Source organism: Micromonospora chaiyaphumensis, from assembly GCF_900091435.1.
Lineage (GTDB): Bacteria > Actinomycetota > Actinomycetes > Mycobacteriales > Micromonosporaceae > Micromonospora > Micromonospora chaiyaphumensis.
The window spans coordinates 90891-110428 of record NZ_FMCS01000012.1 but is presented as its reverse complement, the minus strand read 5'-3'; the positions used below and the strand labels follow the sequence as shown (position 1 = coordinate 110428).

Genomic DNA, 19538 nt, shown 5'->3' with positions numbered 1-19538 from the left:
GACAGCGGTCGATCAGGCCCGCTCCCGGTTGCGCTCGACGCTGCCCGGGCCGAGGATCACCGCCCGCACCTCGTCCTCCACGGCCGCGGTGCACACGAAGATCAGCTCGTCGCCGGCCTCGATCGGGTCGTCCGGGCTGGGCACCAGCACCCGCTTGCCGCGCAGGATCGCCACCAGCGCCGCGTCCCGGGGGATCGGCACGGTGTGGATGGGCTGGCCGACGTAGGGCGCGGTGGGCGGCAGGGTGATCTCGACGAGGTTCGCCTCACCCTGGCGGAAGGTCATGAGCCGGACCAGGTCGCCGACCGTGACGGCCTCCTCGACCAGCGCGGCCATCACCCGCGGCTTGCTCACCGCGACGTCGACGCCCCACTGCTCGGTGAAGAGCCACTCGTTCTCGGCCCGGTTGACCCGGGCCACCACCCGGGGCACCGCGAACTCGGTCTTGGCCAGCAGCGACACCACCAGGTTGACCTTGTCGTCGCCCGTGGCGGCCACGACCACCTCGCAGCCGGCCAGGTTGGCCTCCTCCAGGCTGGCCAGCTCGCAGGCGTCGGCGAGCACCCAGTCGGCGGCCGGCACCCGGTCGGGGCGGAGCATCTTGGGCTGGCGCTCGATCAGCATCACCTGGTGGCCGTTGTCGATCAGCTCCTGGGCGATCGACCGGCCCACGTTGCCCGCGCCGGCGATGGCGATGCGCATGCTCACTGCCCCCCTTCGGGCGGCGCCGCCGCCACCGAGGTGACCGAGGCGGTGATGTCGTCGGTCACCAGCATGAAGACCTGGTCGCCCTCCTGCACCACGGTGGAGGCGGTGGGCAGCGTGCCGATCCCGAACCGGATCAGGTAGGCCACCCGGGCGCCGGTGGCCTCCTCGAGCTGCCGCAGCGACCGGCCGATCCAGTCCTTGTGCACCGGCACCTCGATGATCGACACCGTGCTGGTCGGGTCCCGGAAGATCTCCACGTTGCCCTCGGGGACCAGGTGGCGCAGCATCCGCTCGGCGGTCCACCGCACGGTGGCCACGGTGGGGATGCCGAGGCGCTCGTAGACCTGGGCGCGGCGCTGGTCGTAGATCCGGGCGGCCACCCGGGACACGCCGAAGGTCTCCCTGGCCAGGCGCGCGGAGATGATGTTGGAGTTGTCGCCGCTGGAGACCGCGGCGAAGGCGTCGGCGCGCTCGATGCCGGCCTGGCGCAGCACCTCGCCGTCGAAGCCGGCCCCGGTGACCGTGATGCCGGCGAAGTCCGGCCCGAGACGGCGGAACGCGTCCGCGTCCTGGTCGATCACCGCCACCGAGTGCCCCCGGGACTCCAGGCTGTGGGCCAGGGTCGACCCGACCCGGCCGCAGCCCATGATCACGACATGCACGGTGTCCGCTCCTCCCACGGTGCCGCCCGCTGGCCCGTCGTCTGCGAGCCTGCCACGTCTCCGCTGCGGGCGGGGGACCGAACGGTACCGCGCGGGCGCGGGCGGGGCGATCAGGCACCCCCACCGCCCGACGCGCGCTGGTCGTACTCTTGGCGCTTGTGGCCAGACCCACCTCGCTGCTGAAGCGACTCCTCCTCGGTCGACCGTTCCGGTCCGACCGCCTCCAGCACACCCTCCTGCCGAAGCGCATCGCGCTGCCGGTCTTCGCCTCCGACGCGCTCTCCAGCGTCGCCTACGCCCCGGACGAGATCCTGCTGACGCTCTCCATCGCGGGCGCGTCGGCCTTCTTCTTCTCGCCGTGGATCGCGCTCGCGGTCGTCGTGGTGATGCTGACCGTGGTGGCCAGCTACCGGCAGAACGTGCACGCCTACCCCTCCGGCGGCGGCGACTACGAGGTGGCGACGGTCAACCTGGGGCCGCGGGCCGGGCTCGCGGTGGCCAGCGCGCTCCTGGTCGACTACGTGCTCACCGTGGCGGTGTCCGTCTCCTCCGGCGTGGCGAACCTGGGCTCGGTGGTGCCGTTCGTGGCCACCCACAAGGTGCTCATCGCGGTCAGCGCCGTCGTGCTGCTCACCGCCATGAACCTGCGCGGCCTGCGCGAGTCGGGCACCGCGTTCGCCATCCCCACCTACGGCTTCGTGATCGTCATCGGCGGCATGCTGCTGACCGGGCTGGTCCGGATCTTCATCCTGGGCGACGACCTGCGGGCGCCCAGCGCCGGGCTGGAGATCCACGCCGAGCACAGCGTGACCGGCTTCGCGTTGATCTTCCTGCTGCTGCGCACCTTCTCCTCCGGCTGCGCGGCGCTCACGGGCGTGGAGGCGATCTCCAACGGCGTACCGGCGTTCAAGACGCCGAAGTCGAAGAACGCGGCCACCACGCTGCTGCTGCTCGGCACCATCGCGGTCAGCATGCTGGTCGGCATCATCTGGCTGGCCAAGCTCACCGGCCTCCAGTTCGTCGAGGACCCGGCGCAGATCGTCTCCGGGCCGGACGGGTACGTGCAGAAGACCGTCACCGCGCAGCTCGGGGAGACCGTCTTCGGTGACGGCTCGGTGCTGCTCTACGTGGTGGCCGGGATGACCGCGCTGATCCTGTTCCTGGCCGCGAACACCGCCTTCAACGGCTTCCCGGTGCTCGGCTCGATCCTGGCCCAGGACCGCTACCTGCCCCGCCAGCTGCACACCCGCGGCGACCGGCTGGCCTTCTCCAACGGCATCGTCTTCCTGGCCGTCGCCGCCGTGGTGCTGATCATCGGCTTCCAGGCCGAGGTGACCCGGCTCATCCAGCTCTACATCGTCGGGGTGTTCGTCTCGTTCACCCTGTCCCAGGCCGGCATGATCCGGCACTGGAACCGGCACCTGCGCACCGAGCGGGACCCGGAGGCGCGCGCCCGGATGGTCCGCTCCCGGGCCATCAACGCGTTCGGCATGGCCATGACCGGCGTGGTGCTCGTCATCGTGCTGATCACCAAGTTCCTGCTGGGCGCCTGGATCGCCATCGCCGCCATGGCGGTGATCTACCTGCTCATGCTGGCCATCCGCCGGCACTACGACCGGGTGGCCGCGGAGCTGGAGCCGACCGAGCAGCGGGCCGTGCTGCCCGCCCGCAACCACGCCATCGTGCTGGTCAGCAAGCTGCACCAGCCCACGCTGCGGGCCATCGCCTACGCCCGGGCGACCCGGCCGGACACGCTGACCGCGGTGACCGTGAACGTCGACGAGAAGGACACCCGGGACCTCCAGGCGGACTGGGAGCGGCGGGAGCTGCCGGTGCCGCTCACCGTGATCGACTCCCCGTACCGGGAGATCACCCGGCCGATCCTCAACTTCGTGGCGTCGACCCGCCGGGAGTCGCCCCGCGACGTGGTCACCGTCTTCATTCCCGAGTACGTGGTGGGCCGCTGGTGGGAGAACCTGCTGCACAACCAGAGCGCGCTGCGGCTCAAGGGGCGGCTGCTCTTCGAGCCGGGCGTGATGGTCACCAGCGTGCCCTGGCAGCTCGCGTCGACCGCCAGCAAGAACCTGGACCGGCTGGACGCCACCCTCACCCGCGGCCCGGCGCGCGGCCCCCGGGTGGCCCCCCGCAGCACCCTGCCGCCCAGCGTCCCGCCCGTGGTCTCGGCGCCCCCCGGCGAGAGCGGCGCGGGGGACCGCCCGTGACCGCGCCGGCCCGCAGCGGGCTGGAGGAGGCCGAACGGGTCGAGCTGACCGTCGACGCGGTCGCCCCCGGTGGGCACTGCGTGGCCCGGGTCGGCGGCCAGGTGGTCTTCGTCCGGCACGCGCTGCCCGGCGAGCGGGTGGTGGCCGAGGTGACCGAGCTGCACCGGGGCTTCGCCCGCGCCGACGCCGTGGAGATCCTGACCGCCTCGCCGGACCGGGTCGAGCAACCCTGCCCGTACGCGAAGCCGGGCCGCTGCGGCGGCTGCGACCTCCAGCACGTCACCCCGGCCGCCCAGCTCGACTGGAAGGCCGCCGTGGTGCGGGAGCAGCTCACCCGGTTGGGCGGGCTCACCGACGACCAGGTCGACGCCCTCGGCGTGCGGGTCGAGGCGCTGCCCGGCGGGCCGCTGGGCTGGCGCTCCCGGGTCCGGTACGCCGTCGACGCGGCCGGCCGGGCCGGGCTGCTCAAGCACCGCTCGCACGAGGTGGTGCCGATCGACCGCTGCCTGATCGCCCACCCGGCCATCCAGGACCTGCCGGTGCTCACCCCGAGCGGGGCGACCTGGCCGGACGCCGACGCCGTCGAGACGGTCGCCTCCACGGGCGGCGACGTGAGCGTCGTCGCGTACGCCGAGGGGGTTCCCACCCCGGTCCGCGGCCCGGCGGAGGTCCGCGAGGTGGCGGCCGGCCGCGACTGGACGCTGCCCGCGGCCGGCTTCTGGCAGGTGCACCCGGCCGCCGCGGACACCCTGGTCGGGGCGGTGCTCGACCTGCTCGACCCGCGCCCCGGCGAGACCGCCTGGGACCTCTACGGCGGCGCCGGGCTGTTCGCCGCGGCCCTTGCCGGCCGGGTCGGCGACGCCCGGGTCACCCTTGTCGAGTCCAGCCGGATCGGGGTGGACGCGGCCCGGGCCAACCTGGCCGACCTGCCCCGGGTCGAGGTGGTGGCCGCCCGGGTGGAGACCGCGCTGGCCCGCCGCCGGGTCACCGGCCCCGTCGACCTCGTGGTGCTGGACCCGCCGCGCTCCGGCGCGGGCGCACCGGTGGTGCGGGACATCGTGGCCGCCGGGCCGCGCGCGGTCGCGTACGTGGCCTGCGACCCGGCCGCCTTCGCCCGGGACGTGCGCACCTTCACCGGGGCGGGCTGGCGGCTCGCGGCGCTGCGCGGCTTCGACCTGTTCCCGATGACCCAGCACGTCGAGCTGGTCGGCCTGTTCCTGCCACCGGAGAACTGACTAGCCTGGCCCGATGAAGATCGTCGGGCTGATGTCGGGCACCTCGTACGACGGGGTGGACGTGGTGGCGGCCGAGTTCACCCGGGACGGGGACACGCTGCGGCTGCGCCCGCTCGGGCACCGCAGCCTGGACTACCCCGACGACCTCCGGGCCCAGATCGGCGCGCTGCTGCCCCCGGCGGCCACCACCATCGAGGCGGTCTGCCGGCTGGACAACCGGCTCGGCGAGGTCTTCGCCGAGGCGGCGGCGGCCGGCGTCGAGCTGGCCGGCGGCACGGCCGACGCGGTGGTCTCCCACGGGCAGACCGTCTTCCACTGGGTCGAGGCGGGCCGGGTGCGGGGCACCCTCCAGCTCGGCGCGCCGGCCCGGGTGGCCGCCCGTGTCGGCGTACCCGTGTTGCACGACCTGCGGTCGGCGGACGTGGCGGCCGGCGGCCAGGGCGCGCCGCTGGTCCCGGCGTTCGACGCGCTGCTGCTCGAGGCGGCCGCCGCTCCGCGCGCGGCGCTCAACCTGGGCGGCATCGCCAACCTCACCGTGGTCGCCCCCGGGGAGCCGGTCCTCGGGTACGACGTGGGCCCGGCGAACGCCCTCCTGGACGCCGCGGCCCGGCGCTTCCTGGACCGTCCCTGCGACCTCGACGGGGCGCGGGCGGCGGCCGGGCGGGTGCACGAGGGGCTGCTGGCGCTGCTGCTGGCCGAGCCCTACTACGCCGCGGCCCCGCCCAAGTCGACCGGCAAGGAGCTGTTCCACGGCGGCTACCTGGACGACCAGCTCGCCGCCCTGGGGGAGCCGGTGCCCGCCGACGACGTGCTGGCCACGCTCACCGAGCTGACCGCCCGGACGGTCGCCGACGCCTGCGACCGGCACGGAGTGACCGAGGTCATCGCCGCCGGCGGGGGAGTGCGCAATCCCACACTCCGGGCCCGGCTCGCCGCGCTCGGCGCGGGGCGCTGGCGGCTGCGCACCACCGACGAGCTGGGGTGCCGGCCCAGGCCAAGGAAGCGTACGCGTTCGCCCTGCTGGGGTGGCTCTCGTGGCACGGTCTGCCCGGGGCCATCCCCTCCGTCACCGGCGCCTCCCGGGCGGCCGTTCTGGGCTCCTGGACCCCCTCCGGGCCCCCGTTCGCCGCGGTGCCGGCGGATCCGCCCCGCCGACTGGTCGTCACCCCCTGATCGGGAGCCTGACCTGGGAAGATCCACGGCCGGGCTGCGGGCTGTCGGGTGGCCGATAGACTCTTCGGTCATGAGTGTTGAAGAGGGCACGGCCAACCACGGTCGGCTGCTGGGCACCGTCCGCGGCCCGCAGGACGTGAAGCGGATGACGGCCGAGCAGCTGGACATCCTCGCCGCCGAGATCCGGGACTTCCTGGTCGCCAAGGTCTCCCGCACCGGCGGGCACGTCGGCCCCAACCTGGGCGTGGTCGAGCTGACGCTGGCCATGCACCGGGTCTTCGACTCGCCGCGCGACCGGCTCCTGTTCGACACCGGCCACCAGGCCTACGTACACAAGATCGTCACCGGCCGGCAGGAGGGCTTCGACAAGCTCCGCCAGCGCGGCGGCCTCTCCGGCTACCCGAGCCAGGCGGAGAGCGACCACGACCTCATCGAGAACTCGCACGCCTCCACCGCCCTCTCCTACGCCGACGGCCTCGCCAAGGCGTACGCGCTGCGCGGCGAGAAGCGCAGCGTGGTGGCCGTGGTCGGCGACGGCGCCCTGACCGGCGGCATGTGCTGGGAGGCCTTGAACAACATCGCCACCGCCGGCAACCCGCTCGTGATCGTGGTCAACGACAACGGCCGGTCCTACTCGCCGACCATCGGCGGTCTCGCCGACCACCTCTCGTCGCTGCGGCTCAACCCCGGCTACGAGAAGGTGCTCGACACCGTCAAGGAGGCCCTCGGCTCGACCCCGCTGGTCGGCAAGCCGATGTACGAGGTGCTGCACGCGGTCAAGAAGGGCATCAAGGACGCGGTCGCCCCGCAGGCCATGTTCGAGGACCTGGGCATCAAGTACGTCGGCCCGGTCGACGGCCACGACGTCCCCGCGATCGAGTCGGCGCTGCGCGCCGCCAAGAACTTCGGCGGCCCGGTGATAGTCCACGCGGTCACCCGCAAGGGCTACGGCTACCGCGCGGCCGAGGAGGACGAGGCGGACCGCCTGCACGGCCCGGGCGGCGCGTTCGACATCGAGACCGGCAAGCTGCTCGCCGCGCCGTCGGTGAAGTGGACCCACGTCTTCGCCGACGAGCTGGTCGCCATCGCCGACGAGCGCCCCGACGTGGTCGGCATCACCGCCGCCATGGCCGAGCCCACCGGCATCGCCACCCTGGCCCGCAAACACCCGAACCGGGTCTACGACGTGGGCATCGCCGAGCAGCACGCCGCCACCTCGGCGGCCGGCCTGGCCATGGGCGGCCTGCACCCGGTGGTCGCTGTCTACGCCACCTTCCTCAACCGCGCGTTCGACCAGGTCCTGCTCGACGTGGCCATGCACAAGCTGCCGGTCACCTTCGTGCTCGACCGCGCCGGCATCACCGGCCCCGACGGGCCCAGCCACTACGGCATCTGGGACATGTCGGTGTTCGGTGTGGTGCCCGGCCTGCGCATCGCGGCGCCCCGCGACTCGGCCACCCTCCGCGAGGAGCTGCGCGAGGCGGTGGCCGTGGACGACGGCCCGACCATCCTGCGCTTCCCGACCGGCACCGTGGCCGCCGACCTGCCGGCCGTGCGCCGCGTCGGCCCGGTCGACGTGCTGGCGGAGTCGGCGCGTACCGACGTGCTGCTCGTCGCGGTGGGCTCCTTCGCCGGCCTCGGCATGGAGGTCGCCACCCGGGTCGCCGAGCAGGGGTACGGCGTGACCGTTGTCGACCCGCGGTGGGTGCGGCCCGTGCCGGCTGAGCTGGTCGAGCTGGCGGCCGGGCACCGGCTCGTGGTGACCGTCGAGGACGGCGTGCGGGTCGGGGGCGTGGGTTCCGCGCTCGCTCAGGCCATGCGCGACGCCGACGTTCACGTGCCCGTCAAGGATCTCGGTGTGCCGGCGGACTGGCACCCGCACGGGACGCGGGCGCAGATCCTCGCGGACCTCGGGTTGACGGCTCAGGACGTGGCGCGGGACGTCACCGGGTGGATCTCGGGGCTGGACGCGCAGTCCGTCGAGACGGCCGCCGACGAGGCCACCGCCAAGAACTGACCTCAGCTACGTAGAACGGGCGGTCCTGCTTCGCGCAGGGCCGCCCGTTCGGCATCGAGGGCTGTCGCGCCTCCGGCAACCACTCGGCGCACGTGTGAACTAGTAATGTCGATGCATGGATCTGCGCCGGGGCCGCTCAATGGACGTGCGGGATGCGACCCTCGCCGATCTGGACGGAATCATCGACGTGCACACGCAGGCGCGTCTGGCTTATTACGGAGCAGGCGGACTGGCCTCCGAATCGATCGTGAATCCCACGTTGGCGCGGGAACAGCGAGCCGGCTGGGCGGCAGCGATCGAATCACCCCGCAAGAGGGTCCTGAGGGCCACCGTCCACGGCCGCATCATCGGTATCGCCGCCATGGGTCCTCCGCTGTCGACGGAGGTGGACGGCGATGCGGTAGGCCAGCTGTACCAGATTCACGTCGTCCCGGGCAGGTGGGGAGAGGGCATCGGCAGCAGGTTGCACGCGCTCTTCGTGCGATACCTGGAGGACCTTTCCCTGCCGACCGGTCTCCTCGAAGTATGGGGGCGGAACAGCCGCGCGCGAGCGTTCTACACCAGACACGGCTGGAATCCGGACGGGGAGAGCCGGGCGGGCCCAGACAACTCCAGGTACGTCTGCATGCGGCTTGAAGTGATGAACGTTCGTGCGGCTGGGGCGTAATCTTCTGCGCCATGCATTCGCACCGGCGCTTCGAGAATCCTCCAGCGTTACCCCATGAGGGCGTAGCCGAGAAGTTGGAGCGGGCCCTGCGCGATCGCTCCCATGAGGGCGAGGCCGCAAGCGTGCTGGTGGGGATCGCGTTGAACGACGATGACCAGGCGTTCGTGGAGTACTGGTGCGTCGAGGTCGGGACCCGGGCCGTGGCGGGCAGTCCCCTCCTCGGACTGGCCGGTCTGTGCCTGGGACATACCGCTCGGCGCTTCGGGCACCTCAGTGATGAGGCACTGGCCCTGGCAGAGTCCTTGGCGATGCGTGCGGCGGCGGATTCGTCGGACGTCGATGGTCGTGCGCTCGACGGCCTTGACGACATCCGAAGTTTCCTGCGCCGTCGTCCGGTTGATCCGTAGCGCCTGCATGGCGTGGTGTGAGCGACAGCGCCTAGGAATCCCCTCCGCCTCCTCGTGTAGGAGGCGACCGGGGAAGATCTTGGACGGAAACGGCCCCTATGGGGGCCATTTCCTACCAAGATCGCCGAAGGGTGAAGCCGCAACCCACGGACGGACATCGATCAGCGCGGGGTTCGGGGCAGCCGACCCGCGCAGGGATCAAGCCTGACCGCCCGGAGCGGGTCGGGCTGCCCCGAACCCCCCACCGCAACCGACGACGGGCCGTCAGGGTGCGGTGGGCTCGCACTCTGCGGAGAACGTGTCGAAGGCGACCGTCACCGTGCCGTCGGCGTTGAGGGTCGTGTGGTTCCTGATCCGGAGCGTGGCGTCGTTGCCCGGCCCCGGCCCCACGATTTTGAACACCAGCTCCTGGGTGGAGGTGATCGGCAGCCCGCCGGAGCCCTGGTTGTAGACGAAGAGGTTGACCCGGGTGCTGACGTACCGGTCGCCGGTCGTCGCGCCGATGCCGTGCACGTTGGACTGGGTCTCGACGATGTGCACGTGGAACCCGCCGGTCCCGTCGACGGTCACGTGGTAGACCTCGGAGATCGTGCCGTCGAAGTCGACCACCTCGCCGAGGCCGCCGTTGGCGCAGGGCAGGACGACGGATAGGTCCAGCGGGGCCCGGAGGATCCGGGTGGTCGTGTCGGCGGCGTGCGCGGGCGCCGGCCCGGCGGCGAGCAGGAGCGACGGCGCGAGCAGCGCCACCGCCGAGGCGAGTCGAGCCTTACCGGTGGACCTGATCCTGTTCATGGCAGACCGTCCTTCCGGGACGCCCCGGCCGCGCCGGCCGGGTGCATCCTGGAATCTGCTCCCGGTGGGTGAGGGCGTCAATACGGTCCGCGTATCGCGACGGGTCGGCCCTTCGGTTGGCGCGAGACGCCGGCAGCGAGCCAGCCGAGGCCAGGCTCAGCGGCCGCCGACGGACCGGTACCAGGTCTTCTCCGTGCCCGCCAGGCTGAACGTCTGCTTCCGCCCCGGCTGCTCCACGACCACCAGGCCCGGCCGGTCCACGAGCCGCGTCGTCCCCGGAGGCGCGGCGAACGACGCGTCCCGCGTCCGCCAGCTCAACACGGCAAGGGGCTGCCCCGGCACCGGCAGGTAGTAGGCCTGCAGCGTCGTGGACCGGTCGGCGGGGGAGACCACCGGCGCGCCACCGCCGGCCGGCCGGTAGACCACGGCGGTCATCGTCCCGGTGGCGCTCTCCCAGGTCAGTTGCTCCAGCTCGCCCGGCTCGCCGCCACCAGGAGAAACCGACCCGAGCGACCGCACCGCGATCTTCGACATGGGCCACGACTCCGGCGCCGAGCGGGGCGCCTGCCGGTCGCCGATCCGCCGCGGCACGCTCCCGAACGGCCCCCGCTCGCCCGCGAGGACACACGTGTCCAGCCCGGCCAGCGCCCGCTTCCCCGACCCCGTCTCGTCGCGCACCAGTGGATACCGGGGCGCCGCGGTGGCCGTACCCAGGTCGAGGACGCGGTCCGCGGCCCGGCCGCGCGGCAGCGAGCGGGTGGGCCGCAGCGTCGCGGTCACCGCCACGGCCTGGCAGGGCGGCACGGCGACCGGCCCGGTGATGCCGTCGGCCGCCGGGAGGGCCGTGCCGTCGGGGCCGAGCAGGCGTTCCACGCGGGCGGAGGTGAGGTAACGGCGGCCGGTGGGCTGCTGAACGGGCAGCACGTCGGAGTAGACCAGGTAGCCGGGGTCGGTGTACTCGGTGGCGTGGGCCACCCGCCAGCGCTGCCCGTCACGGTCGAGTTGCAGCAGCCAGGAGGCGGCCTCACCGGGCACGTCGGCGGCGACCAGGGCGAGCGGCGACCCCGCCACCTCGCCGGAGTAGAGGATGCCGGAGGAGGACAGGTGGGCCCGGTCGTCGACGGGGGAGCGCCAGTCGCGGACGGCGTCGGTGATCCCCGCGGTGGCGGCGGCGTCGCGGGCCAGGCTGCCCCGCGCCGGCCAGACCTTGAGGGTGCCGTCCAGGCTGTCGTAGCCGACCGGCAGCGTCGCGGGCTGCCGCCCGGCGACCGGGCCGCAACCGGTGAGCAGCAGGGCCAGCAGCGCGGTGGCCGTCGTGCCGCGTCGGGCTGAAGCCACGCTGTACGCCCCCTGTATCCCATCGCTGGTCGTGTCCGGAAGCCCACATGGTACGAGACGACCCGTCACCCGGCCGCGCCCGCCTCACCCTTTCGGACGATGACCATTGAGGACGGTGGGACGTGCGATTCGTACGCCATTTTCCGGCTCCGGTAGACTCCGCCGACTGTGACGCCTGCCGAGCCCCGTGGCGACTCGACCCCGGACGCCGACGCCTCGGGCGGACCGCTCTCCGTCATGGTGGACGAACCGCCGGTCACCGCCCGCGACGCGGAGACCGTCGCGCCGGCCGCGCGGCGGCGGTGGCGGTGGACGCCGCGCCGCCTGGACCTCGCCGTGTACGGGGTGTTCCTGCTCGCCGCGCTCTGGGTGACCAGCGGGATCTGGGCCGACCCGGCCGGCCGGGTGGCCGCCCTCTACAGCAGCGACCCGGCGCAGGTGCAGTTCTTCCTGGCCCACTCGGTGCGGGTGGTGCTGCACGGCGAGTTCCCGTTCTTCACCGAGCAGTTCAACTATCCCGACGGGGTCAACCTGATGGCGAACACCGCCATCCTGGCCCTCGGCATCCCCATGGTGCCCGTGACCCTCCTGTTCGGACCGGCGGTCTCGTTCGTCACCCTGGTCACGCTGGGCCTCGCCGGCACGGCCGCCGCCTGGTACCGGGTGCTCTCCCGGCACCTGGTGCGCCACCGGCTGGCCGCCGCGGTGGGCGGCTGGTTCTGCGGGTTCTCGCCGGCCATGCTGTCGCACGCCAACTGGCATCCCAACATCATCAGCCAGTTCCTGCTGCCCTTCATCGTGTGGCGGGTGCTGGTGCTGACCCGCTCCACCCGGCCGGTCCGCGACGGCGCGCTGCTGGCCCTGCTGGTCACCGCGCAGGCGTTCGTCAACGAGGAGATCCTGCTCTTCACGGCGCTGGCCTGCGGGGTGTTCCTGGTCGCCGTGGTGGTGCAGCAGCGCGAGCGGTGGGCCGCCGCGTGGCGGCCGCTCGGCGCCGGGCTGGCCGTCTGCGCGGTGCTCGCCGGGGCGCTGCTGGCGTACCCGCTGTGGGTGCAGTTCGCCGGGCCGATGGCGTACCACGGGCTCAGCGACACGGTCCGCGACTACGGCAACGACATCGCCGCGTTCTTCACGCCCGGCTCGCCCACGCTGGGCGGCAACGAGCGGGCCAACGTCAATCTCGCCCCGAACTACTCGGAGGAGAACGCCTTCTTCGGCTGGAGCCTGTCGCTGCTGGCCGTCGGCATCGTGGTCTGGCTGCGCCGGGAGGTGGTGGTCCGGGCACTCGCCGCGACCGGGCTGTTCTTCGCCGTGCTCTCCCTCGGCGAGCGGGTCTCCTGGTGGGACCGGGACCTGATCACCGGCCCGTGGGAGCTGCTGGTGAAGCTGCCGCTGCTGGACGCGGTGGTCCCGACCCGGTTCGGCCTCATCACCACCGTGGTCGTCGGGGTGCTGCTGGCGCTGGCCGTCCAGCGGGCCGCGGCGCTGCGGGTCGTGGAGCGGCGCACCATGCGTACCCTGACCGCCGCCGGCCTGGTGTTCGCGCTGCTGCCCATCGCGCCCATGCCACTGCGGGTCACCACCCGCCCGGCCGTGCCGAAGTTCATCACGGCCGACCGCTGGCGGCAGTACGTCGGGCCGGACCAGACGCTGGTCTCCGTGCCGGTGCCGGCCATGGGCAACACCGACCCGATGCGCTGGGCGGCCAGCACCGACCTGGCCTTCAAGATCCCCGGGGGCTACTTCCTCGCCCCCCGCAACGGGGTCACCGGCGACCCGGGCCGCTTCGGTGGCCGGCCCAGCGGCATCGGCGAGCTGCTCGCCGACGTCGAGGCCACCGGGCGTACGCCGAAGCTCGACGACCGGCAGCGCCGCCGCTTCCTCGACGAGCTCCGGCACTGGCGGGCCGCCATCGTGGTGCTGCCGCTGAACGAGCAGAACGCCGAGCCGCTGCGCCGCACCGTGGAGCAGCTGGTCGGGCCCGCCCGGCAGGAGCTGGACGTGTGGTTGTGGGACGTCCGGACACTGACCAGCCAGTCCGCCTGACCGGCCCGGACCGCCCCGAGCCCGCGCCCCGGCGCCGGTGGCGGCCGCGCCCGGTCGACGCGCTCGTGGTCGCCGGCTACCTGGGCCTGGCCGTGCTGCTCACCGCCGGCCAGTGGCGCCGGCCCGACCGGCTGTTCCACCAGGCCGGCGACCAGATGCTCTTCGAGTGGATGCTGGCGCGGGCCGCCCGCGCGGTGACCGGCGCGGAGAACCCGCTGCACAGCACCGCGTTGAACGTCCCCGACGGGGTCAACCTGATGGCCAACACCTCGGTGCTCGGGCTGGGCGTGCCGCTCACCCCGGTCACCGCGCTGTTCGGCTCCCAGGTGGCCTTCCTCGTCGCCGTGGTGCTCTGCATCGCCGGCACCGCCACCGCCTGGTACGCGCTGCTCGCCCGCCGGCTGGTCCGCTCCCGGATCGCCGCGGCGCTGGGCGGACTGTTCTGCGGCTTCGCCCCGGGGTTGGTGTCGCAGGCCGGGGCGCACCTGCACATGGCCGCCCAGTTCCTGGTCCCGGTGATCCTCGGGCTGGTGTTCCGGCCGGCCGCCGACCGGGTCCGCCGGGACGGGGTGCTGCTCGGGCTGGCCGTCGCGTACCAGGTCTTCCTCGGCGAGGAGGTGCTGGTCTTCCTGGCCCTCGCGGCCGGTGTGTTCGCCGGGTCGTACGCCCTCGCGGACCGGGCCGGGGCGCGCCGGCTGGCGCCCGTGGTGGCGCGCCGGCTCGGGATCGGCGCGCTGGTCGCCGGGGTGCTGCTGGCCTACCCGCTCTGGGTCCAGTTCCGCGGCCCCGGCCACTACACGGGGATGCCCTTCTACGCGCGGGGCTACCGACTGGACCTGGCGTCCTACGCCACGGCCGCCCGGCAGACCGTCGCCGGGGACGGCTACCACGCCGGGCTGCTCTCGCCGAACCCCACCGAGGAGAACTCCTTCTTCGGCCCGTTCCTGCCGCTGCTGGCCGTGCTCATCGTGGTCCGGCTGTGGCGGCGGCCCCTCGTCCGGGCCCTGGCGGCCTGCGGGCTGGTCTTCGCGCTGCTCTCCCTCGGCACCACGGTCGTGGTGAACCGGCACGACACCGGGCTGCCCGGCCCGTACCGGCTGCTCGCCCGGGTGCCCCTGCTCGACCTCGTGGTGCCGGCCCGGTTCGCGCTGGTGTGCGTACCGGTGCTCGGGGTGCTGCTGGCCCTCGCCCTCGACCGGGTCCGGCGCCGCGCGGCCCGGACCTGGGCGCCCTGGGCGGGGGCGGTCGCCGCCGCGCTGCTGCCGCTCACCCCGACCCCGATCCGCACCGTGCCGGTCGTCCCGGTGCCGGCCTTCGTGGCCGACGGCGGCTGGCGGGAGTACGTGCCGCCGGGGCGGACGCTGGTGCCCGTGCCCCCGGTCACCGGGTCGGCGGTCAGCCCGGCCACCTTCTGGTCGGCGCGCACCGGGCTGGCCTTCGACGCGCCGGGCGGCTACTTCATCGGCCCCCGCGCCGCCGCCGACCCCACGGCGCACTGGGGTGCGCCGGACCTGCCCACCTCACTGCTGCTGCGCCGGGCCGCCGAGACCGGCCAGGTGCCGCCGATCGGCGACGCGGAACGCCGCCAGGCCGTCGCGGACCTGCGGCACTGGCGGGCCGCGGTGCTCGTGCAGGCCGACTCGACACCGGGCGACCCGGTCCGCGCCACGGTGGACGCACTGGTCGGCCCCGGCCGCGACGTCCCCGGCGCCCACCTGTGGGACGTCCGTCCCCTGACCGGCTGACTTTCCCCGTGGTCGGCCGTCAGACGCGGTCGCGGACGTCCCAGAGCCAGACGTCGTCCACGCGCTGCGGCGGGCCCAGCAGGGCCGTCATCAGGTCGCGGAGCACCGCCTCGCGCGGGTTCGCGCCCAGCACCACCACCGACGCCTTCCAGAAGCGCAGGTCGTCCAGGGCCTGGCGGCGGTTCTCCTCGGTCAGCGGCGGGACCTTGTTCGCGTCCATGGTTGCGTAGATGAGGGTGCTGGTCGGCCGGTTCGGTGCGCCGAAGACGCCCTCGCCCGCCTCGTTCGGGCCGATGAAGTAGCCGCCCGGGATGGGGAACTCCTGCCGGGTCAGCGCGCTCCAGCGCAGCGTGGGCAGGCCGTGCACGTTGCTCGGGATCGGCACCGGCACCAGGGTGCGGCCGTCCGGCACGTAGGGCCGCCAGCCGCCCGCCATGATGAAGTGCGGCGGCGGGTCGATCTGCTGAGCCGGCAGCGGGCGCGGGAACAGCGGGAGCAGCGCGGCCACGATGGCGGCGTACCCGACGGGGCGCAGCCAACGACGGAATCGCGGCGGGGCCGATCCGGTGCGCTGGGCGGGCACCGGCGGGCGGCCGCGCCCGGACAGCGCCTCCCAGGCCAGCGCGAGCAGCACGCCGACCGCGGCGGCCACCACGAGGCTCAGCCGGGTCGGCATCATCATCTCGACCAGCGGCAGGTCGTCCGGCACGTACGCCCAGGGGCCGTCGACGGTGGTCTCCACGCCGTCGAAGCGCACCTTCGGGCCGATCGCGGCGACCGAGAAGACCACCACGAGCACGGCCAGGATCCGGGCCGGCAGCGAGCGGCGCACCAGCAGCACGAGAGCGACCAGCGCGACCAGCACGAGCGGCCAGCCGAACCAGGTGTTCTGCTCGGTCAGCCCGATGGTCTTCTCCACGGCCTCGTCACCGGCGACGGTGTCCCGGGCGAAGGTGACGAAGGCCATCAGGTCCTCGCCCCAGTTGTGGAAGACCCCGCCCTGCAGGCCCCGGTAGGACTGCGGCCCGTTGAACTGGAACCAGATCGGGTAGGCGGTCAGCAGCAGGGCCAGCCCGCCGCCCACGCCGCCGGCGGCGAGGAACGCGCCGGCCCGCTCGCGCGCCGCGCGCGGTCGCTGCACCACCCAGGCCACCACGACGACCAGGCAGGCCAGCGCGGTGAGCAGCAGCATCTCCTCGTTGATGAAGATCTGGTACGCCACGAGCAGGCCCAGCGCGATCCCGTTGCGCCGCCACCGGCCCGGTTCGCCGAGCCGCAGGACCCGGGCCACGATCAGCGGGAGCAGGAAGTTGGAGACGAAGTTCGGTTGCCCGTTGGCGTGGTGCACGATGCCCGGGGCGAAGCCGAGGAAGGCGCCGCCGACGAAGGCCGCCCCGCGCGAGCGCACCAGGTGCCGGGACAGCACCCAGTAGGAGGTGGCCGCGGTCGCCGAGAGCGCCGCGCCGAGGTAGAGCGCGTACATCACCTGCGGGCCGAGCAGCAGGGTGAGCGGCGCCAGCGGCAGGGTGACCCCGAGCAGCGAGGTGTTCGCCATCATGTTCACCCCGTCCGGCGCGTTCTGCCGGGCGGTGAACAGCGGGTTCTCCAGGTGGCGCACCGAGTACGCGCCGTGCGCGAACAGCCACTCGAACCAGCTGTGGTCGGTCGGCAGGTGCGAGGAGACCCGGTGCTCCACGTCGCCCCAGTAGTTGAGGCAGACGAGAACCCCGAGCACCGCATAGGCTCCGATGGCCAGCACGTCGGCGCGGGCCGGCCGGCGACGGGGCCGGCGCGGCGGGTCCGCCACGACGGGCTCGGCCTCGACGGGCGAGGAGTTCAGCGAGGGGTCCACCACCGGCACGGCCACGACGGGCCATCGTACAGGCGGCACGTCTCGTACCGGTTTCGGCCGAGACGCCGGGGCGCGGCGTGGGGAGGGGGTGGTCGTGGCCGTCATCGATCTCGGTGAGCTGCGCGACGACGCCCCACCGGACCCGGCGCGGCGTCGCCCGCGGGCCGCCGGTCGTCCGTTTCGGAGCGTCGCGGTGCTGCTGGTGGCGTTGGTCACCCTCGCCGCCGCGGCGCCCCCGGCGCTGCCCGCCGCGCGCACCCTGTCCGGCGGCCCCGCGTCCGTCGCGTTCGTCTCCGGCGACCGGGTGTACGTGGTCGATCCGGCGGACCCGCAGCGCGGCGTGGGCCGGCAGCTCGTCGCGTACCGGGCCGGCGAGGGTCCACCCCGGGCACTGTGGCGGACCGCGCTGCCGGGGGCGGGCTCGGCCATCTCCGTGTGGGAGCAGGACGGCAGCGTCCTGCTCGTCGGGCGGACCGCCGGCGACTCCGCGTACGAGACGGCCGCCTTCGACGCCCGCACCGGCCGGGTGACCTGGGTCCAGCCCGGAGTGGGCTTCCCGGCCGGCGAGGCGCTGCTCATGCAGGTCCCCGAGGTGACGGACCGGCAGCCGATCCGCCGGGTGGCGGTGAGCGACGGCCGGACCCTGTGGTCGGCGCCCGGCACGCCGGACGACGTCGAACTCAGCTTCGGCCCGTCCGGCGTGGACCGGCTGGTCTACCTGCCGGCCGCGGGCGAGACCACCGTCTACGACGCGGTCAGCGGTGCCCGGCGGGTCGCCCGCGACCTGCGCCCCGGCGACCTGCCCACCCGGCAGCGCACCCTGCTCGCCGCCGGGATGCTGCTGGTGGTCGGGGACGGGGGCAGCACCGTCACCGCCTACGAGCTGGACACCCTCCGGCGGCGCTGGACGGCCGCGCTCCCGCTGGTCGGCTACGCGGAGCGGTGCGGCGGCCTGCTCTGCGCGAGCGGGCAGACCGGCGGGATGTGGGGGCTCGACCCGGCCACCGGGGAGGTGCGGTGGACCGACGACCGGTGGGTGGGGGCGTTGTCGGCCACCGGCGGCCGGCTCCTGGTCGCGACGGGCATCGCCCCGGACACCGGGGCCGGAACCGGCCTGGCGGTCATCGAGGAGGCCACCGGCCGGCTGGTGGCCGACCTCGGTGTCTGGGAGGTCGTGCAGCAGGACGAGTTCGACGGCCGGCTGTTCGGTGTCCGGCGGATCAGGAACAGCCGCCTGCTCCTCGCCGAGCTGGACCCGGCCGCCGGCCGCCCCGAGGTGCGCGACGTGCTGGTCGGCGCCGTGGGCGACTGCCGGACGGGCGCGGAGCTGCTCGTCTGCCGCCACACGAACGGCGGTTTCGGACTGTGGCGGCTGCCGTGAGTCCCGTCATCGAGCTGGGGGAGATGCGGCACGGCGAGGAGGCCGACGAGCCTTCCCGGGCGCCGGCCCGGCCGCCGGGCCGGGTGGCCCGGGTCGTGGCGGTCTGCTGCCTCGCCCTGCTGACCCTGGCCGGCGGGACCCCGCCGGCCCGGCCACCGGCGGGGCTCCGGGTGCCCGCCCCGCAGGGCGCCATCTTCCTGGTCCTGGCGGGCCGGCTGGTGGTGGCCGACGGCCCGGGCACCGTCGGCCTGGGCGGCCGGGTGGTCACCGGGCACCGGCTGCCCGGCGGCGAGCCGCTGTGGCGGTTCACCCTGACCGCGGGAGACCACGTCCTCGGGCTCGGCACGGTGGCCGGCGGGCTGCTGGTGACGAGCAGCCCCGCCGGGGCCGGCGACACCCTCTCCACCCTGCTGGACCCGGGGACCGGCGCGGTGCGCTGGCGCCAGTCCGGCTACGCGGTGTCGACCGCCTCCGGCGGGGTGCTGTTCGAGACGCCGCGGGCGGCCGGGACGGGCACCGTCCTGGCCGTCGACCCGGCGTCCGGTGCGGTGCGCTGGTCGCTGCCGCTGCCCAGCAACGGGGTGGCGTACCGGACGGGCGACCGGGGGGTGACGCAGATCGTGCTGGTCACCCCGGACGGCCGGGTGGAGGTGCACGACGCGGACTCCGGGGCGCTGGTGCGCGCCGGCCGGGTGCCGCCCGCCGCGGACCGGGTCTCCTACCGGTTCACCCAGGTGGTGGCCGGCCTGCTGCTGGTCGACGGCGCGCCGGGCACGGTCACGGCGTACGGGCTGGACCGGCTGGACCGGCGCTGGGACGTGCCGGTGGAGCCCCGCGCCGGGGTGTGGTTCGTCGAGTGCGCCGGGATGGTGTGCATCCGCGACCAGGTCGGCGGGGTACGCGCCCTCGACCCCGCCACCGGTCGACCGGGCTGGGTGGACGACCAGTGGATCGGGATGGCGCCCTTCGGCGGCCGGCTGCTCGGCGCCGAGCCCGGCGTCGGGCTGGAACTGGAGCTGTCCGTGCTCGACCCGGTCACCGGCCGAGCCCTCGCCCGGCTCGGCCGCTGGCGGACCGTGGGCGTCGAGAGCGGCCAGCTGCTCGGGCTGCGCCGCCTGACCGGCGACCGCACGCTGGTCGGCACGCTGGACGTCGCGGCGGGCGAGGCCCGGATCCGGGCGGTGCTGCCCGGGTCCTGGGACGAGTGCGCCGACTCGGGCACGGCACTGGTCTGCCTGCAGCCGTCGGGCGGGCTGGTGATCTGGCGGGTGGGCCGCTGACTCAACCGGGCGG

14 protein-coding genes and 1 pseudogene are annotated in these 19538 nt (G+C 74.2%); 10 read left to right on the top strand and 5 right to left on the bottom strand.

Annotation, left to right across the window (positions count from 1 at the left end; all coding sequences use genetic code 11):
- Nucleotides 1-12: 12 nt before the first annotated feature.
- Both GA0070214_RS27235 and GA0070214_RS27230 read right to left on the bottom strand, forming a co-directional pair.
- Complete coding sequence (locus tag GA0070214_RS27235) at nucleotides 13-702, bottom strand: potassium channel family protein (protein WP_091269368.1); 690 nt, start codon at nucleotides 700-702, stop codon at nucleotides 13-15.
- A 2-nt stretch (nucleotides 703-704) separates the two neighbouring features.
- Nucleotides 705-1370, bottom strand: coding sequence for a potassium channel family protein (locus tag GA0070214_RS27230; RefSeq protein ID WP_091269367.1), 666 nt, complete (start codon nucleotides 1368-1370; stop codon nucleotides 705-707).
- Nucleotides 1371-1528: 158 nt separating this feature from the next.
- On the opposite strand from GA0070214_RS27230, the gene GA0070214_RS27225 reads away from it, so the two are divergent.
- The 6 genes and pseudogenes from GA0070214_RS27225 (at nucleotide 1529) to GA0070214_RS27200 (ending at nucleotide 9091) form a co-directional block, all read left to right on the top strand.
- Complete coding sequence (locus tag GA0070214_RS27225; protein ID WP_091269366.1) at nucleotides 1529-3592, top strand: APC family permease; 2064 nt, start codon at nucleotides 1529-1531, stop codon at nucleotides 3590-3592.
- Nucleotides 3589-4827 (top strand): class I SAM-dependent RNA methyltransferase, encoded by a 1239-nt coding sequence (locus GA0070214_RS27220; RefSeq protein ID WP_091269365.1) that lies wholly within the window; start codon nucleotides 3589-3591, stop codon nucleotides 4825-4827. The genes GA0070214_RS27225 and GA0070214_RS27220 overlap by 4 nt, the downstream gene beginning before the upstream one ends.
- A 13-nt stretch (nucleotides 4828-4840) precedes the next feature.
- Nucleotides 4841-6000 (top strand): annotated as a pseudogene (locus tag GA0070214_RS27215) (anhydro-N-acetylmuramic acid kinase).
- A gap of 70 nt (nucleotides 6001-6070) precedes the next feature.
- Nucleotides 6071-8017 carry a 1-deoxy-D-xylulose-5-phosphate synthase gene (dxs, locus tag GA0070214_RS27210; protein ID WP_091269364.1) on the top strand — a complete coding sequence of 649 codons (1947 nt, stop codon included), beginning with the start codon at nucleotides 6071-6073 and terminating at the stop codon, nucleotides 8015-8017.
- Between the two features lie 115 nt (nucleotides 8018-8132).
- Nucleotides 8133-8684, top strand: coding sequence for a GNAT family N-acetyltransferase (locus GA0070214_RS27205; protein WP_091269363.1), 552 nt, complete (start codon nucleotides 8133-8135; stop codon nucleotides 8682-8684).
- Nucleotides 8685-8695: 11 nt separating this feature from the next.
- The gene (locus tag GA0070214_RS27200; RefSeq protein ID WP_091269362.1) at nucleotides 8696-9091 is read left to right on the top strand and encodes a hypothetical protein; all 396 of its coding nucleotides are present in this window, start codon (nucleotides 8696-8698) and stop codon (nucleotides 9089-9091) included.
- A 264-nt stretch (nucleotides 9092-9355) separates the two neighbouring features.
- On the opposite strand, the gene GA0070214_RS27195 is transcribed toward GA0070214_RS27200, so the two are convergent.
- Together GA0070214_RS27195 and GA0070214_RS27190 are read right to left on the bottom strand one after the other, a co-directional pair.
- On the bottom strand, nucleotides 9356-9883 hold the full coding sequence (locus GA0070214_RS27195; RefSeq protein WP_139141913.1) for a hypothetical protein: 528 nt from the start codon (nucleotides 9881-9883) through the stop codon (nucleotides 9356-9358).
- Nucleotides 9884-10039: 156 nt separating this feature from the next.
- On the bottom strand, nucleotides 10040-11221 hold the full coding sequence (locus tag GA0070214_RS27190) for a hypothetical protein (protein ID WP_091269360.1): 1182 nt from the start codon (nucleotides 11219-11221) through the stop codon (nucleotides 10040-10042).
- Between the two features lie 168 nt (nucleotides 11222-11389).
- Between GA0070214_RS27190 and GA0070214_RS27185 the strand changes: the two genes are divergently transcribed.
- Nucleotides 11390-13267, top strand: a complete 1878-nt coding sequence (locus GA0070214_RS27185) for a DUF6311 domain-containing protein (RefSeq protein ID WP_091269359.1) — start codon at nucleotides 11390-11392, stop codon at nucleotides 13265-13267.
- Complete coding sequence (locus GA0070214_RS27180; RefSeq protein ID WP_091269358.1) at nucleotides 13225-15012, top strand: hypothetical protein; 1788 nt, start codon at nucleotides 13225-13227, stop codon at nucleotides 15010-15012. Before GA0070214_RS27185 ends, GA0070214_RS27180 begins: the two co-directional genes overlap by 43 nt.
- A 19-nt stretch (nucleotides 15013-15031) precedes the next feature.
- On the opposite strand, the gene GA0070214_RS27175 is transcribed toward GA0070214_RS27180, so the two are convergent.
- The gene (locus GA0070214_RS27175; protein WP_208602935.1) at nucleotides 15032-16864 is read right to left on the bottom strand and encodes a DUF6311 domain-containing protein; all 1833 of its coding nucleotides are present in this window, start codon (nucleotides 16862-16864) and stop codon (nucleotides 15032-15034) included.
- Between the two features lie 94 nt (nucleotides 16865-16958).
- Between GA0070214_RS27175 and GA0070214_RS27170 the strand changes: the two genes are divergently transcribed.
- Together GA0070214_RS27170 and GA0070214_RS27165 are read left to right on the top strand one after the other, a co-directional pair.
- Entirely contained in the window at nucleotides 16959-18245 is a 1287-nt protein-coding gene (locus GA0070214_RS27170) for an outer membrane protein assembly factor BamB family protein (protein WP_091269446.1), read from the top strand.
- Nucleotides 18242-19525 (top strand): outer membrane protein assembly factor BamB family protein, encoded by a 1284-nt coding sequence (locus GA0070214_RS27165; RefSeq protein ID WP_091269445.1) that lies wholly within the window; start codon nucleotides 18242-18244, stop codon nucleotides 19523-19525. The genes GA0070214_RS27170 and GA0070214_RS27165 overlap by 4 nt, the downstream gene beginning before the upstream one ends.
- Nucleotides 19526-19538 lie beyond the last annotated feature (13 nt).